26 protein-coding genes are annotated in these 25,831 nt (G+C 67.0%); 12 read left to right on the top strand and 14 right to left on the bottom strand.

Annotation, left to right across the window (positions count from 1 at the left end):
- Positions 1 to 9: 9 nt before the first annotated feature.
- Positions 10 to 2,619: a sugar epimerase family protein gene (locus tag W7S_RS11805; RefSeq protein WP_036455748.1), complete on the top strand. Its 2,610-nt coding sequence runs from the start codon at positions 10 to 12 to the stop codon at positions 2,617 to 2,619.
- On the opposite strand, the gene W7S_RS11810 is transcribed toward W7S_RS11805, so the two are convergent.
- The 10 genes from W7S_RS11810 to W7S_RS11855 all read right to left on the bottom strand — a co-directional run bounded on the left by W7S_RS11810 (position 2,616) and on the right by W7S_RS11855 (position 11,001).
- On the bottom strand, positions 2,616 to 3,842 hold the full coding sequence (locus W7S_RS11810; protein WP_014711556.1) for a cytochrome P450: 1,227 nt from the start codon (positions 3,840 to 3,842) through the stop codon (positions 2,616 to 2,618). The genes W7S_RS11805 and W7S_RS11810 overlap by 4 nt on opposite strands.
- A gap of 19 nt (positions 3,843 to 3,861) precedes the next feature.
- On the bottom strand, positions 3,862 to 4,821 hold the full coding sequence (locus W7S_RS11815) for an SDR family NAD(P)-dependent oxidoreductase (protein WP_014711557.1): 960 nt from the start codon (positions 4,819 to 4,821) through the stop codon (positions 3,862 to 3,864).
- A gap of 211 nt (positions 4,822 to 5,032) precedes the next feature.
- On the bottom strand, positions 5,033 to 5,455 hold the full coding sequence (locus W7S_RS11820; RefSeq protein ID WP_014711558.1) for a hypothetical protein: 423 nt from the start codon (positions 5,453 to 5,455) through the stop codon (positions 5,033 to 5,035).
- On the bottom strand, positions 5,452 to 6,501 hold the full coding sequence (locus W7S_RS11825) for a dihydrodipicolinate reductase (RefSeq protein ID WP_014711559.1): 1,050 nt from the start codon (positions 6,499 to 6,501) through the stop codon (positions 5,452 to 5,454). Before W7S_RS11825 ends, W7S_RS11820 begins: the two co-directional genes overlap by 4 nt.
- A 13-nt stretch (positions 6,502 to 6,514) precedes the next feature.
- Complete coding sequence (locus W7S_RS11830) at positions 6,515 to 6,946, bottom strand: hypothetical protein (protein ID WP_014711560.1); 432 nt, start codon at positions 6,944 to 6,946, stop codon at positions 6,515 to 6,517.
- A 13-nt stretch (positions 6,947 to 6,959) separates the two neighbouring features.
- The gene (locus tag W7S_RS11835; protein ID WP_008256388.1) at positions 6,960 to 7,685 is read right to left on the bottom strand and encodes a hypothetical protein; all 726 of its coding nucleotides are present in this window, start codon (positions 7,683 to 7,685) and stop codon (positions 6,960 to 6,962) included.
- Positions 7,682 to 7,810, bottom strand: coding sequence for a hypothetical protein (locus W7S_RS27705; protein ID WP_007770904.1), 129 nt, complete (start codon positions 7,808 to 7,810; stop codon positions 7,682 to 7,684). The genes W7S_RS11835 and W7S_RS27705 overlap by 4 nt, the downstream gene beginning before the upstream one ends.
- 17 nt (positions 7,811 to 7,827) lie before the next feature.
- The gene (locus W7S_RS11845) at positions 7,828 to 8,622 is read right to left on the bottom strand and encodes a CbbQ/NirQ/NorQ/GpvN family protein (protein ID WP_014711561.1); all 795 of its coding nucleotides are present in this window, start codon (positions 8,620 to 8,622) and stop codon (positions 7,828 to 7,830) included.
- Positions 8,623 to 8,644: 22 nt separating this feature from the next.
- Complete coding sequence (locus tag W7S_RS11850; RefSeq protein WP_014711562.1) at positions 8,645 to 10,174, bottom strand: nitric oxide reductase activation protein NorD; 1,530 nt, start codon at positions 10,172 to 10,174, stop codon at positions 8,645 to 8,647.
- A gap of 179 nt (positions 10,175 to 10,353) precedes the next feature.
- Positions 10,354 to 11,001 (bottom strand): hypothetical protein, encoded by a 648-nt coding sequence (locus tag W7S_RS11855; protein WP_095532428.1) that lies wholly within the window; start codon positions 10,999 to 11,001, stop codon positions 10,354 to 10,356.
- A 389-nt stretch (positions 11,002 to 11,390) separates the two neighbouring features.
- Here W7S_RS11855 and W7S_RS11860 point away from each other — a divergent pair, with 389 nt between their 5' ends.
- Positions 11,391 to 12,494, top strand: a complete 1,104-nt coding sequence (locus tag W7S_RS11860) for a dihydrodipicolinate reductase (protein WP_008256395.1) — start codon at positions 11,391 to 11,393, stop codon at positions 12,492 to 12,494.
- A 7-nt stretch (positions 12,495 to 12,501) separates the two neighbouring features.
- Here W7S_RS11860 and W7S_RS11865 read toward each other — a convergent pair whose 3' ends face one another.
- Positions 12,502 to 13,101 (bottom strand): TetR/AcrR family transcriptional regulator, encoded by a 600-nt coding sequence (locus tag W7S_RS11865; protein ID WP_036428842.1) that lies wholly within the window; start codon positions 13,099 to 13,101, stop codon positions 12,502 to 12,504.
- Positions 13,102 to 13,310: 209 nt separating this feature from the next.
- On the opposite strand from W7S_RS11865, the gene W7S_RS11870 reads away from it, so the two are divergent.
- The 4 genes from W7S_RS11870 (at position 13,311) to W7S_RS11885 (ending at position 16,796) form a co-directional block, all read left to right on the top strand.
- Entirely contained in the window at positions 13,311 to 14,099 is a 789-nt protein-coding gene (locus tag W7S_RS11870) for an SDR family NAD(P)-dependent oxidoreductase (RefSeq protein WP_008256400.1), read from the top strand.
- A gap of 62 nt (positions 14,100 to 14,161) precedes the next feature.
- Positions 14,162 to 15,244, top strand: coding sequence for a dihydrodipicolinate reductase (locus W7S_RS11875; RefSeq protein ID WP_014711564.1), 1,083 nt, complete (start codon positions 14,162 to 14,164; stop codon positions 15,242 to 15,244).
- 1 nt (position 15,245) lies between these two features.
- Positions 15,246 to 16,064 carry a mycofactocin-coupled SDR family oxidoreductase gene (locus tag W7S_RS11880; RefSeq protein WP_036455750.1) on the top strand — a complete coding sequence of 273 codons (819 nt, stop codon included), beginning with the start codon at positions 15,246 to 15,248 and terminating at the stop codon, positions 16,062 to 16,064.
- A gap of 111 nt (positions 16,065 to 16,175) precedes the next feature.
- A complete protein-coding gene (locus W7S_RS11885) occupies positions 16,176 to 16,796 on the top strand; it encodes a hypothetical protein (protein WP_008256406.1) in 621 nt (206 codons plus the stop codon).
- A 12-nt stretch (positions 16,797 to 16,808) separates the two neighbouring features.
- Here the strand turns inward: W7S_RS11885 and W7S_RS11890 are convergent, their stop codons facing one another.
- Positions 16,809 to 17,438: a TetR/AcrR family transcriptional regulator gene (locus W7S_RS11890; RefSeq protein WP_008256409.1), complete on the bottom strand. Its 630-nt coding sequence runs from the start codon at positions 17,436 to 17,438 to the stop codon at positions 16,809 to 16,811.
- Between the two features lie 92 nt (positions 17,439 to 17,530).
- Here W7S_RS11890 and W7S_RS11895 point away from each other — a divergent pair, with 92 nt between their 5' ends.
- Entirely contained in the window at positions 17,531 to 18,754 is a 1,224-nt protein-coding gene (locus W7S_RS11895; RefSeq protein ID WP_036455752.1) for a cytochrome P450, read from the top strand.
- A 102-nt stretch (positions 18,755 to 18,856) separates the two neighbouring features.
- On the opposite strand, the gene W7S_RS11900 is transcribed toward W7S_RS11895, so the two are convergent.
- Complete coding sequence (locus W7S_RS11900; RefSeq protein WP_179945108.1) at positions 18,857 to 19,525, bottom strand: hypothetical protein; 669 nt, start codon at positions 19,523 to 19,525, stop codon at positions 18,857 to 18,859.
- Positions 19,526 to 19,604: 79 nt separating this feature from the next.
- Here W7S_RS11900 and W7S_RS11905 point away from each other — a divergent pair, with 79 nt between their 5' ends.
- From W7S_RS11905 to W7S_RS11925, 5 genes are all read left to right on the top strand, one after another.
- A complete protein-coding gene (locus tag W7S_RS11905; protein WP_014711567.1) occupies positions 19,605 to 21,122 on the top strand; it encodes a carboxylesterase/lipase family protein in 1,518 nt (505 codons plus the stop codon).
- An 18-nt stretch (positions 21,123 to 21,140) separates the two neighbouring features.
- On the top strand, positions 21,141 to 23,144 hold the full coding sequence (locus tag W7S_RS11910; protein WP_014711568.1) for a phosphotransferase: 2,004 nt from the start codon (positions 21,141 to 21,143) through the stop codon (positions 23,142 to 23,144).
- Positions 23,141 to 23,635 (top strand): gluconokinase, encoded by a 495-nt coding sequence (locus W7S_RS11915; protein ID WP_014711569.1) that lies wholly within the window; start codon positions 23,141 to 23,143, stop codon positions 23,633 to 23,635. Before W7S_RS11910 ends, W7S_RS11915 begins: the two co-directional genes overlap by 4 nt.
- Positions 23,636 to 23,705: 70 nt before the next feature.
- A complete protein-coding gene (locus tag W7S_RS11920; RefSeq protein WP_008256419.1) occupies positions 23,706 to 24,095 on the top strand; it encodes a hypothetical protein in 390 nt (129 codons plus the stop codon).
- A gap of 24 nt (positions 24,096 to 24,119) precedes the next feature.
- Positions 24,120 to 24,698 carry an AAA family ATPase gene (locus tag W7S_RS11925; protein ID WP_014711570.1) on the top strand — a complete coding sequence of 193 codons (579 nt, stop codon included), beginning with the start codon at positions 24,120 to 24,122 and terminating at the stop codon, positions 24,696 to 24,698.
- A gap of 9 nt (positions 24,699 to 24,707) precedes the next feature.
- Here the strand turns inward: W7S_RS11925 and W7S_RS11930 are convergent, their stop codons facing one another.
- Positions 24,708 to 25,775: a DoxX family protein gene (locus tag W7S_RS11930; RefSeq protein ID WP_020822441.1), complete on the bottom strand. Its 1,068-nt coding sequence runs from the start codon at positions 25,773 to 25,775 to the stop codon at positions 24,708 to 24,710.
- Positions 25,776 to 25,831: the final 56 nt, after the last annotated feature.

Consider the following 25,831-nt stretch of genomic DNA (forward strand, 5'->3'; position numbering starts at 1 on the left):
AGGCATTCAGTGAGAATTGCTGTCACCGGGGCCAGCGGAGTGCTCGGCCGCGGACTCGCCATGCGGCTGCTCACCCAGGGCCACGATGTCGTCGGCCTTGCCCGCCACCGCCCCGAAAGCTGGCCGAGCGCAGCCGACTTCGTCGACGCCGACATCCGTGATGCCGCCGCGGTCAAGCGCGCCCTGGCGGGCGCGGAAGTGGTTGCGCACTGCGCGTGGGCGAACACTCCCGGACCAGACGAACGGATCGGTCACGAGGTCAACATCGACGGCGCCCGCAACGTGCTCGACGCGATGGTCGAGACCGGGTCCAGAAGAATCGTTTTCGCGTCTTCGGCACACGTCTACGGCGGCGGCGGTGCGCCCAAGGCCGAACACGAGGCCTTGACCCCGGTCACCGTCGATGGCCAACTCAATGCCCAGGTCGAACGCATGGTCGCGGAAGCGGGCACGGAATGGGTCGTGATCCGCTCCGCGCTGATCCTCGGCCGAAGCGTCGACAATTGGGTGCGCCGGATGCTGGCGCTACCGGTGTTTCCCGCCCGGTCCAGCGATCCCCGCATGCAAGTCGTCCATCTCGACGACGCGCTTCGGCTGTTCAACCAGGCGATCGTGGACGGTGGAATCGACAGCGGCCCGGTCAATCTCGCCGCTGCCGGACAGGTGACCTTCCGGCAGATCGCCGCCGCTCTCGGGCGCCCGGTCGTGCGGCTGGGCTTCGAGCCGGGCGAACTGCAACGGGCGAAGGGCGCTCCACTCATGGATCTCTCGCGGTTGCGGCACGAGTGGGGATTCCGGCCCGCGTGGGAATCCGGCGAATGCATCGACGATTTCGCGCTGGCCGTGCGCGGCCGGGTCACCGTGGGCAAGCGGGTGATATCGCTGCCCTGGCGGCTGGCCACCATCCAGGACCTACCCTCGGTCGACGCGCCGAGCGACGACGGCGTCAAGCCGAATTTGGCGGGCGCAGCGGGGGATAACGGGGAATTCGACACACCGATCGACCCGCGCTTTCCGACGTTTTTGGCCACGAACCTGTCGGAGGCACTACCCGGCCCGTTCTCGCCGGCGTCGGCGTCGGCGACGGTCCGGGGACTGCGGGCCAGCGCGGTGTGCGTCGCCGAGCGGTTGCGCCCGGGGGGCACGATCCAGCGCGAAATCGCGATGCGCATGGTCGCGGTGTTCGCCCACCGCCTGTACGGCGCGATCACGACCGCGCACTTCATGGCCGAGACGGTGCCTTTCGTGAAGCCCACGACGGTGGTGAGCAACAGTGGATTCTTCGGCCCCAGCATGGCCGCCTTGCCGATCTTCGGTGAGGAACATCCGCACTCCGACACCGATCGAATCCGCAAGCGACTGCGCACCGTCCGCAACATCGGGGTATTCGGCGTCAACCTGATCGGCCTGTCGGCCGGCGCGCCCGCCGACACCCGCGAATTCGTTGCCGACGTCGATCGCCTGGAACGCCTGACCGAAGGGGACCTCGCCGGAATCGACGATCGCCGGCTGCTGAGCCTGATCTTTCTGGCGCGGGACCAGGTGGTGCACGGCTGGGTGCTGGCCGCCGGCTCATTCCTGCTGTGCGCGGCGTTCAACGTGCTGCTGCGTGGTCTGTGCGGGCGGGACGTCGCCGCCCCCGGTGGGCCCGAATTGGTCAGCGCGCGTTCGGTCGAGGCGATGCAGCGGTTGGTGGTTGCCGCGCAGCGCGATCCGAAAGTGACGGCGCTGCTGGCTGAACCAGGGGACCGGCTGGACAAGCTGGCCGTCGAGGCTCCGGAATTCCATGCCGCGCTGCTGGCCGAGCTGGCGCTCATCGGCCACCGTGGGCCCGCCGAGCTCGAGATGCTGTCAACCAGCTACGCCGACGACCCCGAGCTGCTGGTCCGGATGGTGACCAGGGCGATGAGCGCGCCGTCGGCGCAGCAACCCCAGCGCCCCCAGATTCCGTTGCACGCCAAGCCAATTGCGGTGCTGGCCACCCAGCAACTGCGCGACCGTGAGGTCCGCCGCGACAAGGTGGTGCGGGCCAACTGGGTTCTGCGCACGCTGCTGCGCGAGTACGGGCGCAGGGCGGTCGAGTCGGGCGTCTTCGAAGCCGCCGATGATGTCTTCTATCTGCTCGTCGACGAACTGGATGCCCTGCCGGCGGACGTGGGCGCGCTGGTGGCCCGGCGCCGGGCCGAGCAACGCCGGCTGGTCGCGGTGGCGCCGCCGACGGTGTTCAGCGGAAGCTGGCAGCCAACCGCGCCCTCGTCGCCCGCCCTGGCCGGCGGGGACATCCTGCGCGGGGTCGGGGTGTGCGGCGGGCGGGTGCGCGGCCGGGTACGCATCGTGCGCCCCGACACCATCGACGACTTGCAGCCCGGCGAGATCCTCGTCGCCGAGGTCACCGACGTCGGATACACGGCGGCGTTCTGTTACGCCGCCGCCGTCGTGACCGAACTGGGCGGCCCGATGTCCCACGCCGCGGTGGTGGCCCGCGAATTCGGCTTCCCCTGTGTTGTCGACGTTCAGGGGGCGACCAAGTCGTTGCCGCCGGGTGCCCTGGTCGAGGTCGACGGCGCGACGGGCGAAATCCACGTCCTGGAGCTGGCCGCGGACGACGCGCTGAGCTAGTCGAATTCCATCTCCAGACCGACCGGCCCGCTCAGCCCCAGCATCGGCTTCCACTGCGCCGTCGCCACGCGCCGCGGGTTGGTCATGCGCCGGGCGAGGACTTTGAGCGCTCCGGCGAGTTCCGTTCGGGCGAGGTTCGCGCCCAGGCAATAGTGGGCACCGCCGCCGAACGTCAGAATGGGCGGCGGGTCCTCGCGGGTGATGTCGAACCGGCCCGGGTGCGCATAGACCTCCGGATCGCAGTTGGCGGCAAAGGTATTCACTGAAATGAAGGTGCCGGCCGGAAAGGTGTAATCGGCGAATGTGACGTCGTCGAGGACGGTGCGCAGGGTGGTGCAGACCGCGGGCGAATGGCGCATGCATTCCTCGACGGCCGGCATCGCGAGGTTGGGATCTTGGCGGAGCATCGCCAGTTGCTCGGGGTGATCGCACAGCGCGTGCATGCACGCGGCCAGCTGATTGCGGGTGGTGTCGGTGCCGGCGGACAGGATGCTGAACGCCAGCATGCGCATCTCCGCGTTGCTCAGCCGGTCGCCGTCGTCCTGCGCGCGGATCAGTTCGGAGATCAAGTCGTCGGTCAACCGGCTCCGCCGTTCGGCGATCATGTCGTCGATGTAGGCGTCGAACTCGTCCCACGCCCGCATCACGATGTGCTGCTCGTTCGCCAGGTCGGAGTCGAACCGCACGATCTTGAAAATGTCTTCCGCCCATAGGGAAAACTGCTCCCAGTCCTCGGGTGGTGCGCCCAACAACGCGCAGATGATCGGGATCGGGTAGGGCCGGGCGATGTCGGCGACGAAGTCGCAGCGGCCGGCCCCGGCGACCTGATCGATCAAATGGTTGATCACCGTGTCGATGGTGTCTTCCATGCGCGCGGACGCCCGCGGGGTGAATGCCTTGGAGACCAGACCGCGCAGGCGCCGATGTTCCTCGCCTTCCATGCCGAGGATGGTGCCCAGCACCCGGTCATAGAGCGGGCCGGAGGTTATCCCGCGAGCCGTCATGTGCATGCCGGGCGGGAAGACGAACCGGGGATCGCGAAGTATCCCTCGGGCGAGTTCGTAGCCGAGCACCTCGGGTCCCAGCGGCCCGAGGGCGATCGGAGATCGCTTGCGCGCCTCGTGGATCCGCGGGGCGACCTGGTGCACGGTGTCGGTGATGTCGTAGTGCAGTGTAGGCAGGCCTGCGTCGAAGACGCTGGGTGCTGTGGTGTCGACGGTCATGATGTCTCCTTGGCCGAAATCAACTCGGTTGGTAGCGCTTCGGTAGTACCTCGATAGGCGCCGAAATGGCCTCGCCCGGGGCTAACTCACCGGAGTCGGGCAAATCCGGTATCAACCTGGCCGTCGACGTGTCGGTTATCGCCGCGAAGGTGTCCCGCACCTTCTCGATGGTGAGATCGGCGTCGTATATACCCGTCGTCTGACCGAACACCCGGATGCCCACGTTTCCCCCACCCGCCTCGAGGTTGGCTCCGGATACCGGGCAACTCTCGTGAACCAGGAACGCCACCGCGGGTGACACCAGGCCGGTCGGAAAGTGATCCTCCATCAGCCTGGTGAAGGCGGACGGGTTGTTGAAATGGCGCACGGCGGTGGTGTTGGCGGCCGGCCCCAACGCATTGACCTTGATGCCCATCGGTGCCCCTTCGACGGCGAGACCGCGTGTCAGCCCGAAGATTCCGCCCTTTGCCGCACCGTAGATGGAAAGATTCTCCAGTCCGAACATCGCCCCGGAGGTGGTGTTCACAATGCGGCCGTAACCCTCATCGCGCATGTGGGGCCACGCCGCCCGGCACATCCACACGGTCCCCATCAGGTGCACGTCGATGACATTGCGAATGTCGGCGTCGGAGATCTCGTCGAAGTGCGCCATGAAGCAGACACCGGCATTGTTCACCAGGATGTCAACGCGGCCCCACACGTCCAGCGCGGTCTGGACGACCCGGCGCGCGCCGTCCTCGTCGGCGACGCTGTGCAGGTCGGCAACCGCCTCACCACCGGCCGCGCAGATCTCGTCGGCCACCTGTTCTGCGTTGGCCCGCAGGATGTTTCGGCCGTCGGGCCCGACGCCGAGGTCGTTGACGACGACCTTGGCCCCTCGCTGGGCGAGCAGCTTGGCGTGCGAGCGCCCCAGGCTCGGCTCCTGGCCGCCGGCCCCGGTGACGATCGCCACCCTCCCGTCGAACCGAAGCTCGGTCATGACCTCTCCGTGGCGAGGATCCGCAACGGCAATCGCGGCAGGGTGCACGTCGGGGACGGCCACGTGTTCCAGGGTCCCGGTGACAGCTTGAAATGGGCTATCCTCCTTGACCACTCGGTCACGACGCCGCGGTCGAGAGCCATGGGCAGATCGTCCAAGTCGAGCTCGCAAATTCCGTTCGGCTCACGATGTTGGGCCATGCCGTCTCCAATCACGGAATGTTGGTCGCCAGGAATGTCAGTGGCAGTCCCAGGATCGACACGTCGTTTTCGTCGAGAAAGGTGCCCTCGCCCTCCATGCGTTGCCGGAAACGCGTTGTCGCACCGTAGCGCTCGGCGACGGCGTCGGCCCTGGAAGCTTCCGGGACCCCGATGACCACGGTGAACACGCCGTCTCCGTGGCGCTCGATGAACTCGGTCACCGAAACGGCGACCTCCCCGGTCGACCCCGGGATCGGGCTGATCAGCTCGATGCCCCGATTCCAGTCGAGGTGAATGTCCAGGCCGAGCTCGGCCAGCTGCAGCGGCTCGAAGACGAACCCCAGATCGCTGAACATCTGGGTCACGGCCGCATGTCGTTCCGGTGCCACGGCGAACACGACGTGATGGAGCGAGGGTTCTTGTGTTGTCGTCATGTCGTCAGGACTCCGCGGGGAAGTAGCAGGGGGAGGTCGTTGTAGGTGACGATGCCGGGAGGCGCGGCGACGACGGCGGGTATCGCGGTGATCGCCGGCACGGCGGTGATGGTGAGGCCCAACATGATGTAGTCGTCCAAGGTCGTGCCCTCGAAGTCCGGCGGTGGCAGGAAGCTCAGCGTGGTCTTGATCGTCGGTCGGCCCTGCACCTCGACGGTGTAGCCCATGTCCAGTGGCCAATCCGGTTCCAGCGCTTGTCCCTTCCGCCATTGCCCGCCGATCTCGATGACCTCTCGACCGGCAACAATCCCTTTCCAGCGAACGTGAATGCCCGCCACGCAGCCCGCCGCGATGTTCCAGTCCCCTGGCAGGTGCAGATCCTCGGTGGTCTGGGCGTACTCGGCTTCACAACGGACCTCGTCGAGCTCGACGCCGAGGGCGTCGGCGAGCAGCAACACGCCGTCGCGGAAGATGCCGGATCCTTTCTCGGTGACAGCCGGCAGGTCCGGACGGTCGATGGGATAGCCGAAGCCCATAGGGATTTCGGTCGCCGGCGAGTTGTAGATCGTGGTATCAAAGGACTCCAGCACCGACACCTTGTCCACCCGCTCCGAGAGTCCCGCCGACACGATGGTGAACAGTTGGACGAAGCCGGGGTTGATGCCGGTGCCGAAGATGCTCGATCCGCCCGCCTGGCAGGCCTGGGCGATGCGCTCGCGTCCCGCGCCGAGAAAGTGGCCGGTGATGAACTCGGCGGTGCCCACCACATTGATGCCGGCCTCGAGGATGCGGACCAGCTCGTCGACGTCGGCGAACATCGGGTTGTAGACCACGCAGTCCGGCTTGAGCGCGAGCAGCGCCTCGATGTCGTTGGTCGCCTTGATATTCAGTGGCTCGATCCCGCACAGCTCGCCGACGTCGCGCCCTGCCTTCTCCGGCGAGAAGGCATAGCATCCGACCAGCTCCAGCGTCGCGTTCGCGGCAATCGCCCGGACGGAGCTCTTGCCGACGTTACCGGTCGTCCATTGGACGACCCGATAGGTCACCGGGCCGGCCCCGTCATGGGTGCGTCGGCGCCGGCGCTTGGCGGGCGAGTCGTTCGTCGTGGATCTTGACGAGTTCGCGGAACCCCAGCCGGTGGTACTTCGGTATCGGTTGGATGCCCCAGACGTCCTGCGCGGTGGCTTTGCCCTCGGCGCCCTCCGGGGGCCCGAACGGCGGGTAGGGGTACTTGCACTCCAAGGTGTCGTTGGAGTACCGGATCTTAAGCAGCTCACTGCAGATTTGGGTGAGGCTCAGCGTCGGGTACCCGTAGTAGATCGCCATGAACGGCAGCGTGAAGGCACCCTCGATCACCAGCGCTACCAGGCACACCAACACGGCGCGCTTGATCCAGGTGTGCATGCGCGCGTAGTACGGCGTCGTCCCGGGCTCGAGATCGGCGGCCGGGTCCTTGTCTTCGGTGGGGGACGGTACGGACGGACTAGTCATGGCACTGCTCCTTTTAGTCGGAGAAGATTTCGCGATTGACGGTGTGCAGGTACGGGATCGCGAGGAACGGGGTGATGTAGAAGATGTCGTAGAGCCACCAGCCGATGACCGGGAACACGACACCGGCGTAGCGCACGTCGGCGAACATGGTCATGTTGAAGACGTAGGCCGACCAGATCACCACCCCCATCCAGCAGGTGACGACCATCCACTGATGGCCCCAGCGCTTCATCTGCAAAAACCCGATCGCCGCCGCCACCCGCATCGAGAACACGGTGAGGATCAGGCCTGCCACGTAGGCCTTTTCGCCCGGGCCCGCCGCGCCGCCGATCCACAGCTCGTTGTAATGCCAGAAGTAGCCGGCGTCGAACATGTTGCCCCACCCGACCATCAGCACCCTGTTGATCAACGTGTGGTTGGCGACCAGGTCAAGAGCCCAGCCCAGACTGTTGAGCATCCCGTCGATCAGGACGAGATAGCCGATGAGGGTCACGATCATGGGCCGAACCGATAGCCCGGCGCGCAGGGCCTGGCGCTGCAGCCATACCCCGCGCATGAAGATGGGAAATCCGATCAGGCCCGGCGCCCACATGCCCATCAGGGCGGCGCCGACGATCATCCACTTGTCGGCGTGGCGCTGGGCCTGGCGTGATTCGTCGTGGTGATCATCGAGGCTGCGCGACGCGTCGGCGCGGTCGGGCGTGCCTCCCGAATTCCGTTTCAGCAGCGGTACATTCACAGATCCCACCAGCCCCGCGCGAACGACATGTAGAGCTGGACTCCGAACATCGCGAGCAGATAGCCGTAGATGAAGATCTGGAAGATGATGAGCGCCCTTTTGCGCTTCTCCTCCTGTCGGTCCATGCCGGTTGCTCCTTTCCCTAGGGCGAACTGGTCGAGGTGGCCAGGCTGGCTGCCGCGACTTCACGCAGACCGTCGGTGACCGCGCCGTCGGTGCTCAGCGGCGCGAGTATGCACGCGTCGGCGGCGTCCAATTCGGTTGCGCCGGCGGCGATCAGCTGGGCGGCGGTGACCAGCACCCTGGTCGACGGCGGTTCGAAGTGGAAGGCTTCGTCGGCGGTGCGGATCGCGACCGCGCACCCGACCAGCCGCTGGGCGGTGGCAAGGGGGATTCCGGATTCGGCGACGATCACGTCGGCCTCGCGGTCGGGCGGCAGATAATGCATCGCCAGCGTGACGAACCGTTGGCGGAACGAGGGTTTGAGCTCCTTGAGTGAGCTGCGATAGGCCGGGTTGTACGAACACACCAGCATGAACTCTTCGGGGGCTTTCACCACCTCGCCGGCGCGGTCCAGGTACAACGACCGTCGGTGATCGGTGAGGGAATGCAGGATCGCCAAGGAGTCGTGGCGGGCCTCGACGACTTCGTCGAGGTAGCAGATCGCGCCGGCTTTGACGGCCCGGGTGAGCGGGCCGTCGGTCCAGACGACGTCGCCGCCGGTCACCATGAAGCGCCCGACGAGGTCGGAGCTGGTGAGGTCGTCGTGGCAACTGATCGTGACTACCGGTCGCTGCAGCAGCGAGCCCATGTGTTCGACGAACCGGGTTTTGCCGCACCCGGTCGGGCCGGTCAGCATCACCGGCAGACGCCGCGCAAAGGCCTGTTCGAACAGCTGAACTTCGTTGCCGTTGGCGAAATATGTGTCGGTGGTCATCTCTTCCTCAATCGGTCGGCATTCACGCTGCGACCAGTTCGCGATGGACATGGGCCAATACCCGGGGTAATTCCTCGATGCGCCGGATCCGTTGCGACCGGCGCGGCCCGAACACCTCCGGGAGGGGGTCGACCCGGGTCGGCCCGACGCCCACGTAATACATCGACACCCCGGCCTCGTTGGCCTCCTGGACGGCGTGCGCGGCATCGGCCCAGGCGTAACGGCCCTCGTAGCCTTCGTCGGAGATCAGCCCGTCCCCGATGATGATCAGCAGGCGCCGCTCGGAGGCCTGGGCCAGCAGGCGGCTGGTCAAATGGCGCAGCGGCGCACCGAGTCTGGTGTAGCCGCGGGTGGACAGGCCCAGCCCGCTCGGCGGCACGAACCGGCGGTCTTCGAAGTCCTTCAGGCACCGCACCTCGACCCGGTGCCGGGTGTTGCCGGTGAACACGAAAACGCCATGGCGTTCGCGCGCCAGCGTCATGGCACGCGAAAGCGCGTCGGCACAGGCCAATTCGAGCTGGAACACGCGGCCCCCGTGTACCCCCAGCGACGAGCTGCCGTCGAGCAGCAGCGCCGTGGTGACGTCGCGGCTGCTGGGCAGCAGGTCGCGAAACACCCTCGGCTCCTTGGCCTCGCCCGTCGTCAGGTCGATGTAGTGGCTGACGTATTGGTCGACGTCGAGGTCCGAGCCGTCTTCGAGGCGGCTGGTCATTGCACGGTGGGTGTGTTCTTCGAACCACTTGCGGACGTCGACGGCCACCGGCACCGGACGGCGCAGGCGCCGGCCGTCGGCGTGCTCGACGACAGCGACGTGGTCGTGCATGAATCGCTGTGTCCACATGTTCCACTCGGGATAGGGAATCCCGGGCCGGTGTTGGGGTGTGACGTCGAGATCGTTGTCCTGCGGCCGGCTCGGCGGCGGCAGGTTCGGGTTGCGGACGCCCCCGTCACCGCCGACCGGAACCGAGTATGGCCGCGGAAGACGCTTCTGCGTCGTGGTCCACGGCATCCTCCCGAAGCTGCGTCGCAGCTTATCGGTCAATCCCTGCGGCGCCGTGTAGGCCAGCGGCAAAGCACCCAGCAGCGCAGGGACCGCCAATTCCCGCCCGGTGGCCGCCAATCCGGTTGCCCTGTCGAGCATCTGGACGCCGTCCATGTCCGCGGCTTCGGGGTGGATGTCGGGGAGTAGCCGTTGGACCTCGGGAACCAGGCCGGGCCACCGCGACGCGATCCAGCCGAGGGCGACGCCGCCTTCGACGAGCGTGAGCGCGCGCAGTTCGCGCGCGGATAGCTCGTTCAGCCGAAATTCGGTGACGCGTTCCTTGGATGGCGAGCATTGCAGGGCCACCCCGCAGGTCAGGGTTCTGCGTGTCCAGTCGGAGGGGGCGGGATAGGGGATGTGGACGAACGTGAGCGCCGCGTTCAATCCGAAGCCCCGCCGCTCGCCGGTGACGAGCCGCACGCCTTCGCGGCGCTGCTCGCTCAGCGCGACCGCCGTCACGGCGCAACTGCGTTCCAGCGCCATCGCATGGCCGTCGGAATGCTCAGTCATCGGCCCAATCCCGCGCTCCCCGGACCCGGCTCAGAACGTGCCGATGTTGGAGAACAGCCAGTACCAGAACCAGATGATCAGTCCGGTGCCGCCCCACGCGGCGACGTAACGAAGGATTTCCCATAGATAGCCCATGATGTGACTTCCTCGGTGGCGTAGTGGTTTTCGGGTCGCGCATTTCAGTCGGAGAAGAGTTCGCGGTTGACGGTGTGCAGATAGGGGATGGCCAAAAACGGGGTGATGTAGAAGATGTCGTAGAGCCACCAGCCGACGACCGGGAGCACGACGCCGGCAAAACGCACGTCGGCGAACATCGTCATGTTGAACACGTAGGTGATCCAAATGACCACGCCCATCCAGCAGGTGATGACCATCCACTGGTGGCCCCACCGCTTCATCTGCAGAAAGCCGATGGCGGCGGCGATCCGCATGGTGAAGACGGTCAGGATCAACCCGACCTCCAGGGCCTTCTCGCCGGGCCCCGCCGCGCCGCCGACCCACAGCTCGTTGTAGTGCCAGAAGTAGCCGGCGTCGAACATGTTGCCCCACCCGTTGAGCAGCACGCGCGCCAGAATGGTGTGGTTCGCCACCAGATCAAGCGCCCACCCGACGGTGTTGATGGCGGCGTCGATGATGACGAGATAGCCGAGCAGGGTGACCAGCATCGGCCGGACCGAGAGGCCGTCGCGTTGCGCCCGGCGCAGCAGCCGCACTCCCCAGAGGAACAGCGGCAGCCCGAAAATACCCAGGGCCGCCGTGCCGATCAGGAGGCTGCCGGAGATAAGCCATTTGTCGGCCCGGCGCTGCGCGAGCTGTGAGCGTTCCATGTGCTCGTCGATGGCCAGACCCGGCGGCGCGGCAGAGCCGGGCGATCGCGTGGCTGCACCTATCCCGGCGTCGCGCTGATGCAGCTTCGGCAAATTCACGAACCCTCCCCGCCATCGACACTGATTGGACCGGCGAGTGCACTATAACAGGCTGACTGCAGTCAGCAGAAGACGCCCACCGAGTCGACGGCGAACAGTCAGCGAGATTCGCTCCACTTCCCGCGGTTAGTGCGTGCCACAGGGCTAATGCGGAGTTCACGCGGCTTGTCCACGCCCACCAGCGGAGCGACAGTACTGACGAAAGTCAGCTGGCATTCGTTGACACGCCCGTTGCCAGACGCCTACGCTCAGCGAGCGCTCAGGCATTCTGGCCATGCAAAGGAGTAGCGATGACGCTCAAGTCGCCGGCCGAGAAGAAATATCGTGTAATCCAATGGGGCGTCGGCAATGTCGGGACGATCGCGCTGCGTCATTTCGTGCACAACCCTGCCTACGAACTGGTCGGCGTCCTGTGCAATCGACCGGAGAAAGTCGGCAAGGACGCCGGTGAGCTCTGCGGCAAACCGCCGACCGGCGTGCGGGCGACCACCGACAAGGATGCCATCGAGGCGCTCGACGCCGATTGCGTGTTCTATGCGCCGCTATGGTCCGACCCCGACGAGGTGTGCCGCCTACTGCGCGGCGGCAAGAATGTCGTCGCATCGGGTGGGGCGTGGTGGTATCGGACCGAGCACAGTCAGGCGGACATCGACAAGATCGACGCCGCGTGCCACGAGGGCGGCACGTCGTTTCATGCGGGTGGTGTCAACCCCGGGTTCGCCGGAGACCTGCTCGTCCTGACGCTGGCCCGAATCATCAGTCAGATCGACACCATTCACATCTACGAGGTGGTGAATTTCGGGCGCGACACCCTGAAGTACCTGTTCGAAATGGGGATGGGCAGCGACCCGGCCGGGTTCGAAGACGGCCCGAATCTGCTCGGACAGGCATGGCCGTTGTTCGCCCAATCGATGGCGATGGTCGTCGAGGGACTGGGCAAAACAGTCGAGAGATACACGACCGAGGTGGAGCTCGGGACTGCCACCCGCGACATCCCCTTCGAGGGAGGGGAGACCAGCGACATGCCGGGCTTCAAGGGCGTGATCAAAAAGGGGACTGTCGCTCGCCAGCACCACAAGTGGACGGCGTGGGTGGACGGCAAACCCCTCATCGTCTTTCACGAGATCTACACGATGGACACCTTCGACGCCATTGCACCGCAGGAGGATTGGCCCCAGCACTACCACTACCGCATTGTGATCGAGGGTGATTCCTCCACCGAGCTGATCCTGCAGGGCGCGCAGGACCCCAACGGCGGCTACGCGCTGCCCGGATACACCTGGACCGCGATGGGCCCCGCGAACGCCATACCCGCGGTCTGCGACGCTCCGCCGGGGTTCATGTCCCACAAGGAACTCGGCCTGATGCCGCTGCGCGGCGTCATACGCCCCTAGCGGCGGGTCAGGGTTTCAAACTTCGCAACGTCCTCGCGACGTAGTCTTCCAGCAGCGCATGGCCGGTCGGCCAGTGGTTGGTGGTGATCAACAGCGCGTAGAGACCCAGCAAGAAGAACACCGCACTGTTCATGGGATTGACGTGCGGATCCGTGTCACCGCGTTCCTGCGCCTGCGCGATTTCCTGGGCGACCAGGACGATCAACGGGTGATCCCTGCCGTCCTCGGTCTGCGGGCGGGTCTGGGAGAAGTGCAGCGCGAGAAAGTCATTGAAGAGCCGATCGCCCAGCCGCCGTTCGAGCCCGACCACCAGGCGGACCGCCTCATTCAACGCGGAAGCGAGATCGTGCTTGGACTTCAGGAATTGGGCGAACTGCTTGGCTATGCGATCCTCTTCGCGGCGCTCGAGCTCCAGCAGCACATGCTCCTTGGTGGGGAAGTGGAAGAAGAACGTCCCGTGCGCCACGCCCGCGGCGGCCACGATGGCACTGACGTCCGCCTCGGCCATGCCGGCCCGGGCGAACTCCGCGATCGCGGCCCCCATCAAACGCTCCCTCGTCTGCAGACGCTTTGCTTCTCGGGTCGACAGCCGATCCGTCACAGCCATGTGTTTCCTCACAGTTGACCCGACTCATGCGAGAGTTGCGGGGCTCAACGGCTCATTATGCCGTGTCCGCGCCAAAAACGCTTGCATAACTTGATCATTCTCAGACAATCAACGGTACCGCGAATGGGGGTCGGAATGATTCGTTGACTTTAGTCAGCCCAGTTCATAGATTAAACGGCGCACCCCACGCACGATCGAAGGAGCTCGGCATGGCGTTGGAACAGTTCCAGCTCGATGGGCAGGTCGCGATCGTGACGGGCGCCGGGAAGGGTGTCGGGGCGGGCATTGCCCGGGTGTTGGCGGAGGCCGGCGCCACGGTCGTCGGGACCGCGCGTACCGAGGCGGATATCGTTGGCACGATTGAGGGCATCGAGGCCTCGGGCGGCAAAGGGCTGGCGCTCGTCGCGGACGCGATGAGCCGCCCGGACGGCGAGCGCGTCGTGAACACGGCCATGGAACGCTTCGGGCGCATCGACATTCTCGTCAACAACGTCGGCGGCTCCACCTATGCGCGCTTTCTGGACATCACCGACGAAGACTTCCGGCACACCTTCGACTGGTGCGTGACATCCGCGTTCATCATGAGCCAGCTCGTCGCCCCGCACATGATCAGCGCGGGACGCGGATCCATCGTCAACATCTCGTCTGGTTCCGCCCGGTTCGGCATCCGCGCGTTGACGGCCTACTGCGTCGCGAAGGGGGGCCTCGAGGCGCTCACCCGCGCGATGGCACAGGAACTCGCGCCGAAGATCCGCGTCAACGCCATTGCGTTGGGATCGTTCGCCACCGACGGCTTGCGTGGCAGCCTGGACTTGATGCCCGGATCGCTGGAGAAAATGCAGGAGGCCACCCCGCTGCATCGGCTCGGTGACGTCGAGGATCTCGGGCGGCTCACGGTGTACCTGTGCACGCGCGACTGCTACGCGACGAACGCGATCTTCCACGTCGACGGCGGCATCGACTCGAACAACTCGCCGCTCCCAATCCCCGATTACTGACCTGGACCGCGACGCAACGCGCCATGATGGGTCATCGCTCACGGTCGGAAGGATGAGGGTAAGTGCGCAGAGTCATACAGTTTTCCACCGGGAATGTGGGCCGGCACTCGTTGCGGGCCATCATCGGCCGACCGGATCTGGAACTGGTCGGCGTGCACGCCGCCAGCGCCGACAAGATCGGCAAGGACGCGGCGCAGCTCTGCGGGCTGGACGAGCCGACCGGCATCATCGCCACCGACGATATCGACGCACTGCTCAATCTTGGCGCCGATTGCGTCGTCTACACGTCTCAGGGTGAGACGCGACCCATGGAAGCCATCGAACAGATGGCCAAGTTCCTCGCGGCGGGCATCAACGTCGTTGGCACATCGATGGTCTGGCTGGTGACACCCCGCCATGCCGACGATTGGTTGCGAGAGCCCTTGGAGCGCGCCTGCGCGGCAGGCAACGCCTCGCTCTACGTCAACGGCATCGACCCCGGCTTCTCCGGCGATACGCTGGTGCATTCGGCGGCCAGCCTGACCACGCGGATCTCGTCGATCACCGTGCAGGAGATCTTCGACTACGGAAACTACGACGATGCCGAGTTCACCGGCGCGGCAATGGGGTTCGGCACCACACCCGACGACGACTCACCGATGATGTTCTTGCCCGGAGTGATCGTGGCGATGTGGGGCGGTCAGGTCCGCAGTCTGGCCGACCATCTCGACATCACGCTCGACGACGTGCGCCAGCGCTGCGAGCCGTGGTACACGCCCGAACGCATCGAATGCACGATGATGACCGTCCAGCCGGGGCAGATGGCCGCGGTCCGATTCGCCACCGAGGGCGTGCGCGACGGCAAGCCGGTCATCACCCTCGAGCACGTCACCAGGCTCACCCCGGCCGCCGCGCCCGGCTGGGAATTCCCGCCCGATGGCCACACCGGTGTGCACCGCGTCGTCGTGGAGGGCGAGCCGCGGGTGGAGATCAACACCCACGTATCCCACCCCCTTTACGATTCCACCGATGCCGGCTGTATCTCGACCGCCGGCCGGGCGGTCAACGCGATCGACTGGGTGTGCCGCGCGCCCCAAGGGCTGATCGGGGTCGAGGACATCCCATTGTCAGCGACGATGCGCGGGCTGATGTGGAACGAGCACTGAACTGACCACCCCGGCTCCAGGACGCGTTGCCGGTAAACGCATTCTGATCACCGGCGCCGCCCGCGGCATGGGTCGCGGCCATGCGCTGCGCCTTGCGGAGGAGGGCGCGGACCTCATCCTCGTCGACATCTGCCGATCCCTGCCGCAGATTGAATATCCCTTGGCCACCGAGGACGACCTCACCGAAACAGTAAGGCTGGTACGGGCTTTCGGTCGCCGATGCGTGAGTCGCGTTGTCGACGTCCGCGACGAGGCGCACCTGCGGTCCGCGGTCGACGAGGGAGTCGGCGAGCTGGGCGGCCTTGACGGCGCGGTCGCCAACGCCGGCGTGCTGACGGTGGCGCCGTGGGACAAGACCACTGCCGAACAGTGGCGCACGGTGGTCGACGTGAACCTGATCGGCGTCTGGAACACCTGTGCGGCCGCGATACCGCACCTGCTCGAGCAAGGTGGAGGCAGCCTGGTCAACATCAGCTCCGCCGGCGCCATCAAGGGATTCCCGCTCCAGACGCCCTACACGGCGGCCAAGCACGGCGTCGTCGGCTTGACGCTGGCCTTGGCCAACGAGCTGGCGGCGCAGAACGTGCGTGTCAACACCGTGCTTCCCACGGGCGTGCCCACCGGGATGGTTCCGCCGTCGTTCGGGCCTCTCCTGGGTGAGCAGCGGTCCGATCTCATTCCCATCTTCGTCAATGCGATGCCCACGCCGGCTGTCGAGCCCGCCGACGTCAGCAGCGCAGTGTTGTTCCTGCTTTCCGACGAGTCCAGATACGTGACCGGGCTGGAGTTCAAGGTCGACGCGGGCGTCACCATCAACTGAAGCGAAACTGGTCCGATGGCGATTTGCCCGCCGGCCCACATAGTTTGCGTGTTCACGCTGCGGGTGGCCCGGGTACGGGTTACAAATAGCTGACCTCACAAAGGAGGGCTCATGACAAAGGTCCGGACGTCCGCGGTCGGCCTGGCGGCCGCCGCGATGCTGCTCAGCGCCGCGATCGCCGGCTGCGGCGAGGACAAGAACTCGACGGCGCCATCGGGTCCGGCCGCGTCGTCGAGCGCGGCCATCTCGTCGAGCGCCCCGTCTTCACCCGGGGCGCCGGCGAACTACAGCTCCTTGCTCATCCAGGCCTCCGACGTCGGCCCGCACGCCACCGCTGACGGGCCGCCCAGCCAGAATCCGGGCGGCATCGTCGGCGTGGGGCAGGTCTTCAAGAACCCCGACGGCAAGCGCACCATCATCGACACGATCGCGGTCTTTCCCGACGCGGCGACGGCCGACAAGACGGCCGCGAACATGCGCGACGTCGTCGGCAAGAAGGTCAGCGGCGAGCAGCAGCCCATCGACGTCGGCACCAACGGATTCATGGTGATCGGGCAGAGCACCGACCCGGCGAATCCGATGGAGATCTCTGAGGCGGTATTCGTCGAGGGCAGGGCCATGGTCGATATGGAATTCGACTGTGTCATAGGCAATCCCACGCCAGCCGACATCCTGCTCGATCTCGCGCGCAAACAGGACGCCGCGGTCAAGGCGGGTCTGCCGGCCAGCTGAGCGGCCGTTCCTTCACAGAGGCCAGCCGTCCGGCGGCAGCGTGTAGCGCAGTTCGGCCGCCGGGGGCAATGGCCGCCGCTCATCGACCGATATGGCATCGACGACGAGGGCGACGTAGCGTCGCCAGCCGTCGCTGTCGGAATCCATCGTCGAGAGCACGCTGAAGAGCATGGCGATCAACCGAGGCAGGTCGTCGCTGACCAGGTCGGCGCGAATCCTGCCGAGGCGCTGGCCTTCCCGGGCAAGCTCGGCGAGCGCGGCATTGAGCGACATGGAGATGTCGGACGTGAGGGACCCGGCCCGGCGGGCGGCGGCCAGCAGGCTGTGTTCGCGCGCGCCGAGCGAGATCGCCGCTTCGATCAATTCGGTCAGACCGCGCAGAGGATCCTTCGCGCGGCGGGCGCCGTCGATCACCGGCGTGAGATCCTCGGCGATGCTCTGTTCCAGCGCCGCCAGGACGAGATCCGCCTTGGTCGGAAACCTGCGGTAGAGGGTTCGTTCGCCGACGCCGGCCCGGCGGGCGACCGCCTCCACCGGGGCGTCCGGGCCCAACTCGCCGTAGACCTCGCGCGCCGCGCGCAGTATGCGCTCGACGTTGCGCGCCGCGTCCGCCCGCAACGGCCGGTCCTCCACCGCGGTCATCGTGACAGCGTAACCGACAGTTGACTACCGACAACGGTCCCTTTACGCTCTACAACTGGCAGATAACTGACATTTAATGGGAAACGCGGCTTATGTCAATATCTTTCGAGGCATCCGACTCCTGCTCGGACGCGGAGCTTCCTGCACTGCCCGTGCCGCGTCCCGCCCACTGTCCGCTCGCAACGCCGGTAGAGTTCGCGAGCTGGCGGGAAGAGCCCGGGCTACGACAGGCGATGTTCCACGGCAATCCGGTCTGGGTGGTGAGCCGCTACTCCGACATCAGGGCGGCGCTGGTCGATCCGCGGCTGTCCGCGAAGACCATTCCGGACTCCATCATGCCCACCAACGCCGACAACGAGGTCCCGGTGATGTTCGCGCGCACCGACGATCCCGAGCATCACCGGATCCGGCGGATGATGACCGGCAACTTCACCTTCAGGCGTTGCGAATCGATGCGGCCGCAGATCCAGGAGATGGTCGACCATTTTCTTGACGAGATGATCGCGGTGGGGCCGCCTGCCGATCTGGTGCGTGAATTCGCCTTGCCGGTACCATCATTGGTGATCGCGCTGCTGCTGGGTGTGCCGCCCGAAGATCTCGAGCTTTTCCAGCGCAACACCACCGCCGGGCTCGACCAGAAGACGTCCGAGGCGGAAAAGGGACAGGCCTTCGGGGCGATGTACGCCTACATCCAGGAGTTGGTGCAACGCAAGGAGCGCGAACCCGGCGACGATCTGATCAGCCGCATGATCACCGAGTACGTCGCGACGGGTCAACTCGACCACGCGACCGCGGCGATGAACAGTGTGATCATGATGCAGGCGGGTCACGAGACCACCGCCAATATGATCTCACTGGGAACCGTTGCGCTGCTGCAACATCCGAGCGCCTTCGAGCGGCTCGGCCAGACCGACGATCCCGCCCTCATCGCGAACGTCGTCGAAGAGCTGATGCGCTATCTGAGCATCGTGCACAGCCAGGTCGACCGCGTGGCGACCGAAGATCTGGTGATCGGTGGCCAGTTGATCCGGGCAGGGGAGTTCGTGATGATGAACCTGCCCGCCGGAAACTGGGACACCGAATTCGTCGGCGACCCAGAGAGTTTCGACATCGATCGAAACACGCGCGGACACTTGGGTTTCGGGTACGGCGTGCACCAGTGCATCGGGGCCAACCTGGCCCGCGTGGAGATGCAGGTCGCGTTCGCCACCCTCGCGCGACGGCTGCCCGGGCTGAAGCTGGCCGTTCCGCCGGAGGAGTTGCGGTTCAAAGAGGCCGACATTTACGGCATGAAAGAGCTTCCGGTCACCTGGTGAACCCACCACCGCGTCGCACACCACCACCACCGCCGAACGTGGAGTTGTTGGTGTCGAATGCCGCGATTTCACGCAACAACTCGACGTTGGGCAATGAAATCCTCAGCAGCTGAACGCCGCGCCGACCCCGTCGGGCGGCGGCACCGACTTCAGGCAGCCGAACGGCTGAATGCCCGCGGGCGCAAAACGCGCCGCCGACTGATGCGCGTAGTTCACGCAATACAGGCCGGCTTGGTCCGCGCGGCACCGATAGTCGCCGAACGACAGCGAATCCCCATTCGCCAGCTCCGGTCCGTTGCCGTTGACGAAGGGGCCGGGGTCGGCCCGCGCGGCTCCCACCTGCAGGCGCATCCCGTCGAAGGTGACCCAACCGCCCTGCCATTCGCCATACGCGGTCGCGGGCGCCGGCGCCGGAGTCGCCAGGTTCACCAGGCAATTCAGCGCGCCGTCGGTGTGCGCGGCATCCGTCATGCAGGAGACTTTGCCGCCCACCGCCGCCAGGGCGATGTCGCTGCCCAGGGGTGTGGCCACGCCGTCGCGTATAGCCGTGTGGTAGCGGCCAGGATCGGCGGGCCGGGCCGCCTCTATCCACGCGATGACGTCGGAGACCGCGGCGCCGGCGGCCGGCGCGGCGGATGCTCCTGGCGTCTTGCTTCCGGACGGCCCAACGGAGGTCTGGGTGGTACTCGGTGTCGGCTCCGAATGGTTGCCCGTGGTGTGTGAGCAGCCGGCGACCAGTACCGACGCGGCGATCATCGCAGCTATCCGCATCCAGTCAGGCTAACCGCCGCGCCGGGCAAATAACGCGCTGCGCGCGCGTTAACGCCGTCATGTCGGTTACCGTCGGGTTATGCATGACCGGACTGTCCGCGCACGCACGGCCACCGGCACCGTCGAGGGTTTCACCCGCGACGGGGTCCATCGGTGGCGGTCGATCCCGTATGCCCGTCCACCGGTGGGAGACCTGCGCTTCCAAGCGCCGCAGCCGGCGGCGTCGTGGTCTGGGGTGCGGCACTGCCACGGCTTCGCCAATTGCGCACCCCAGCAGCGCCGTTACACCCTGCTCGGCCTGTCGGGTCTGGGCGGCCGCTATCAACCGATGAGCGAGGACTGCCTCACCCTCAACGTCGTGGCGCCCGAGGGTGCCACGGAGGGGCCGCTGCCGGTGATGGTCTTCATCCACGGCGGCGGGTACTTCCTTGGCAGCTCGGCGACACCGCTCTACGACGGCGCGGCCCTGGCACGCCGGGGATGCGTGTACGTGTCGGTGAACTACCGGCTGGGCGCGCTGGGATGTGTGGACTTCTCGTCGCTGTCGACACCCGACATCACCATTGACAGCAACTTGTATCTGCGCGATCTGGTGCTGGCGTTGCAGTGGGTGCGCGACAACATCGCCGGGTTCGGCGGTGACCCGGACAATGTGACGATCTTCGGCGAGAGCGCCGGCGCGTGCATCACCGCCTCCCTGCTGGCGGTGCCCTCCGCCAAAGGCCTGTTCGCCCGGGCCATTTCGGAGAGTCCCGCATCGGGCCTCACGCGGTCCAAAGAGGTTGCCGCCGAGTTCGCGAACCGCTTCGCCGGCCTGCTGGGCGTGCGCAAGCAGGACGCCGCCGACGCGCTGATGCGGGCGTCGGCCGCCCAACTGGTGAAAACCCAGCACGCATTGATCGACGAGGGCATGCAGAACAGGCTGGGTGCCTTCCCGATTGGTCCGGTCGTCGGGGACGACGTGCTGCCGATGGATCCCGTCGAGGCGATGCGGCGCGGTGACGCGCACCCGGTACCGCTGATCGTCGGCACCAACGCCGAAGAGGGCCGGCTGTTCACCCGGTTCCTGGCGATGTTGCCGACCAACGAGTCGATGGTCGAAGAGCTACTGGCCGAGGCGGAACCCGCTATCCGCGAACGCATTACCGCCGCGTACCCGGACTACCCCGAGCGGGCGGCGTGCATCCAGCTCGGCGGTGACTTCGCGTTCGGATCGGCGGCCTGGCAGATCGCCGAGGCCCACAGCGCGCACGCGCCGACCTACCTCTACCGGTATGACTACGCCCCGCGCACGTTGCGCTGGTCGGGTTTCGGCGCCACCCATGCCACCGAGTTGTTGGCCGTCTTCGACGTCTACCGCACCAGATTCGGCGCCCTGCTGACCGCGGCGGCCGACCGGCGCGCGGCGTTGCGGGTCAGCAACCAGGTGCAACGGCGGTGGCGCGCCTTCAGCCGCACCGGCGTCCCGGGCGAGGATTGGCCCCGCTACAACGCCACCGACCGCGCCGTGATGGTCTTCGACCGCAAATCGCGGGTCGAGTTCGATCCACACCCGCACCGCCGGATGGCCTGGGACGGCTTCTCACTCGCGCACTGACCTGGCACGCTAACCCTCATGCACGCCGAGACCGAGCAAGTCATCGAAACCCCGAGTGACCTCACCGCCTCCTGGTTGGCCGCGGTGATCGGCACCGGAACCATCGCCGATTTCTCGGTCGAGCGCATCGGCACCGGCCAGATGAGTGAGTGCTACCGCATCCGGCTCAACTACGCGCAGGCCGACGGCGGGCCCGAGTCGGTGGTGCTCAAGGTCGCGGCCACCGACCCGGTGAGCCGGCAGACCGGGCTGGCGCTGGGACTCTACGAGCGGGAGGTCCGCTTCTACGGCGACATCGCGCCTCGACTGGGCGGGCCGATCGCGCCCTGCTATCACGCGGCGGTCGACACCTCGACGGGCGTGTTCGACCTGCTGCTGGGCGACGCGGGCCCGGCCGTGGTCGGCGATGAAATCGCCGGCGCCACAATCGAACAGGCCCGCCTCGGCGCCGTCGAACTCGGACGGCTGCACGGCCCGCTGCTCGGTGACGTCTCGCTGGCCGAAGCGCCGTGGCTCAACCGCGAGGCGCCGCTGAACCAGGCGATGATCACCCCGCTGTACGCCGGATTCGTCGACCGTTACGGCGACCAGATCGCACCGGAGCACCGCGTGGTGTGCGAGCGCCTGGTTGCCGCGTTCGACGCCTACCTCGACCAGGAGGCCCAGGCGTCCGGGATACAGGGCCTGGTGCACGGCGACTACCGGTTGGACAACATGCTGTTCGGTACCTCGGGCGCCGACCGCGCGCTGACGGTGGTCGACTGGCAGACGGTGTCGTGGGGACCGGCACTGACCGACCTGTCCTATTTCCTCGGGTGCGCGCTGCCCACCGAGGACCGCCGCGAGCACTACGACGCGCTGCTGCGGGCATACCACGAGGCGCTGGGGCCCCAAGCGCCCCTGACCCTGGCCGACGTCGCCGACGGCGTGCGCCGGCAGAGCTTTTTTGGCGTGATGATGGCGATCGTCTCCTCGATGCTGGTGGAGCGCACCGACCGTGGTGACCAGATGTTCATGACGATGCTGCGCCGGCACTGCGATCACGTCCTGGACACGGACGCGCTGGCGACGCTGCCCGCCGCGGTGGCGCCCGAGCCGTTGCAACCCTCGCCCGAGGATGAGCTCGCCCACGATCCCACCGCCGAACCGTTGTGGAGCGAGAGCTGGTACGCCGACTTCGCCGACACCGCACAGGGATTGGGGGGCTGGTTCCGCCTCGGCCTGGTGGCCAACGAGCAGACCGCATGGGTGCACGTGCTGCTGTGCGGCCCCGACGTGCCGACCGTCGCCGTCGACGCGCAGGTTCCGCTGCCGGCGGACCCGTGGACGGTGCGCGCCGACGAGTTCGAGCTCGGCCATTCCGCCGGTACGCCATTGCGGAGCTATCGCGTCGACGTGCGCGCGCGGGGTCAGGCGTACGCCGACCCGGCGGCGCTGTTGCGCGGGGAATCCGGAACGCCGGTCGACATGACCATGAGCCTGGTCTGGGACACCGACGGCACGCCGTACAAGTACGGGGTGACGACGCGGTATGAGATTCCGTGCACCGTCTCGGGCACCGTCAGCATCGACGGGATCGATTACCGCCTCGACGCGGTTCCCGGCCAACGCGATCACTCCTGGGGGGTGCGCGATTGGTGGGGCATGGATTGGATGTGGAGCGCGCTGCACCTGGACGACGGCACCCATCTGCACGGCGTCAACATCCGCATTCCCGGGGCGCCCGCGTTCAGCATCGGCTACACCCAACGCGCCGACGGCCGGGTCACCGAGCTGCAGACCGTCGACTCGCGAGAGTCCTTCGACGGCAACGGGTTACCGCTGGAGGCGACGCTGACGCTCAACCCGGGGGAGATCACCGCCAACGTGGACGTCCGCGGCCAGGCGCCGGTCCGGCTTGTCGCCGCCGACGGGCGGGTCAGCCAGTTCCCCCGCGTCTGGGCCACGATCACCACCGCCGACGGGCGCAACGGTGTCGGCTGGCTGGAATGGAACCGCAACCTCGGCGAACAATCCGGGTGAGCCGAACGGCTCCCGTCGTCGTGATGGGCGTATCCGGATCGGGCAAGTCGACCGTCGGGGCGGCGCTCGCGCAACGTACGTGGGTCCCGTTCGTTGACGCCGACACGCTGCACCCGGCCGCCAACATCGCGAAAATGGCGGCCGGCGAACCGCTCGACGACGACGACCGCTATCCCTGGCTGGACAAGGTCGGCGAATGGCTCGCCGCTCACCGCGACGGCGGGGTGGTGAGTTGTTCGGCGCTGAAACGGACGTACCGCGACCAGTTGCGCGCGCACTGCCCGGGTGTTGAGTTCCTGCATCTGTCCGGTTCGGCGGAACTGATCGCCCGCCGGCTGGCGGCCCGGACCGACCACTTCATGCCGGCCGCGCTACTGCGCTCGCAATTGGACACCCTGGAGCCCCTCGGCCCCGACGAGGTCGGCGGGACCGTCGACGCCGGCGAAGACGTCGAGGCGATCGTCGACGCCGTGCTGCGGCAGCGCGGCTAGCAGGGCCAAACGCGCCGGTGTATCATTCTGCTACAGAACGTAACGACATGCTGCGCCCCAGGAGGAAGTCATGGCCGACGCTCCCGATCGTGTGACCCGGGTGGCGTCCGACCTGATGGACAGCGCGGCCTCCGAAGGCGCCCGCCAGAGCCGTTCGGCCAAGCAGCAACTCGACCACTGGGCGCGTGTCGGGCGCGCGGTGTCCAGCCAGCACACCGCCTCGCGTCGGCGGGTCGAGGCCGCGATGGCCGGCCAGCTGGCGACCGGCGAACTCACCGTCGAGGAAGGCGTGGTGTTCAACGCCGAGATCTCCGCGGCTATTGAAGAAAGCCTGGTGCACGCCAACTACGGGGCGACGCTGGCCGGGCATGGGGTCACCACGGTCGCCCTCAACGAGGACGGCGACATCGTCGAGCACCTGCCCGATGGCGCCGCCGTAATGCTGGCGCGCGGGCGCTGACCCGGCGTTCGCCGGCGCGGTCCGATGCAGCGACTTGACCTGGTGGTCGGGCCGAACGGTGCCGGCAAGTCGACCTTCATCGCGTTCACCCTGGCGCCGCTGTTGCCCGGCAGCCCGGTCGTCAACGCCGACGAAATCGCAAGGCAGCGCTGGCCGGGGGAGTCGGCGGGGCGCGCCTACGAGGCCGCGCAAATCGCCGCCGACACGCGCGCGAAGTTGATCGACCTGGGGCGGTCGTTTATCGCGGAGACCGTGTTTTCCCACCCGTCGAAGCTGGACCTCATCCGCACCGCCCACCGAGCGGGCTTCACCGTCGTCCTGCACGCGATGCTCATCCCGGAAGACCTTGCCGTCGAACGTGTCCGGCACCGCGTGCGGGCCGGCGGCCACGACGTACCGGAAACCAAGGTCCGAGAGCGCCATCGTCGCTTGTGGACGCCAGTCACCGACGCCATCGCGCTATCCGACGTCGCCACCGTCTACGACAACAGCCGCCTTCGCGGGCCGCGCATCGTCGCCCGCCTCACCGGCGGCACGACGATCGGTTCACCGGACTGGCCCGCGTGGACGCCAGGGGCCTTGCGGTCACGCTGGGCGGACTAACCCGCGCAATTACCAGGACAGCTTGCGCCGACCGGTCTCGACCTGCCCGCCGACGCGCTCGCGTGCGGTGTCGGCCAAGTGGCTGCCGCGCTTGCGCGCGGTCTCGGCGAGTTCCTCGGAGCGCACCCGCGCCGTGTCGGCCAGCTTCTCACTGCGCTTGCGCGCCTTTTTGGCGAGCTTCTCGCTGCGTTTGCGCGCCTTCTTCGCCAGCGGTGCGGCCCGATCGGCGGCCTCTTCGGCCAGTTCTTCGCCGCGCTTACGCGCCTTCTCGGCCAGGTAGGCCGCGCGGTCGGCGGCCTCGTCGGCCCATTCCTCCCCGCGCTTGCGGGCCTTCTTCGCCAGCGGCTTGCTGCGCTCGGCCGCGGTGCTGGCCAGCTCGCGGCCGCGCTCCAGCGCGGTCTCGGCATACGGCGCACCGCGCTGCGCCGCCGTGCTGGCCAGTTCGCGGCCGCGTTCCAGCGCGGCTTCGGCGTAGGGCGCACCCCGTTCCGCCGCGGTGCTGGCCAGTTCGCGGCCGCGTTCGGCGCCGACGTGCAGGCCGTGCGCGATCCGGTCGCCCAGCTCCGACAATTCGCCGTCGAAGGCCGAATCGTCGGATCCGGGCCACGCCGACGACACCCGCTCGGAGAGCCGTTCGGCCGCGCGGCGTCCACGCCACCCCAGCGACGGCTTGCCCGCGGTGTCGGCGGAGGCGATCAACAGTCCGCCCAACAGGCTCAGGTCGGTCAGAAACTGCTGCCGTTTCTGGGCTTTGACCGCCGGATCGCTTTCGTTCCAGAACGAGTGCGCCCCAATGTTGGCCGGTAACACCGTCACCGCCAGCGCGGCCGAAGCGATGCGCGGAAGCTTCCCGCTGGCGAGCAGCAGGCCACCACCGATCTGGACGGCCGCGGTGATTTGGGCGACCGTCTCGGGGTCGCTCGGAATGTTGGCGCTCACCGAATCCGGCAACGCCTGCAAGCCGTCCACTGCCGGCGCCGCCGCCTGGGCCGCCGATTTGGGGTTGAGTAGTGAATTGACTCCTTGCCCGATGAATGCGACTGACAACAGGGGTCGCGCGATTCTCCTGATCACCATGGCCGGTGTATTACCCGACTGCCTGTCGAGCAAACCGTGACGCCGATTTGCGCAGC

Source organism: Mycobacterium sp. MOTT36Y (assembly GCF_000262165.1).
GTDB classification, from domain to species: Bacteria; Actinomycetota; Actinomycetes; order Mycobacteriales; family Mycobacteriaceae; genus Mycobacterium; species Mycobacterium intracellulare.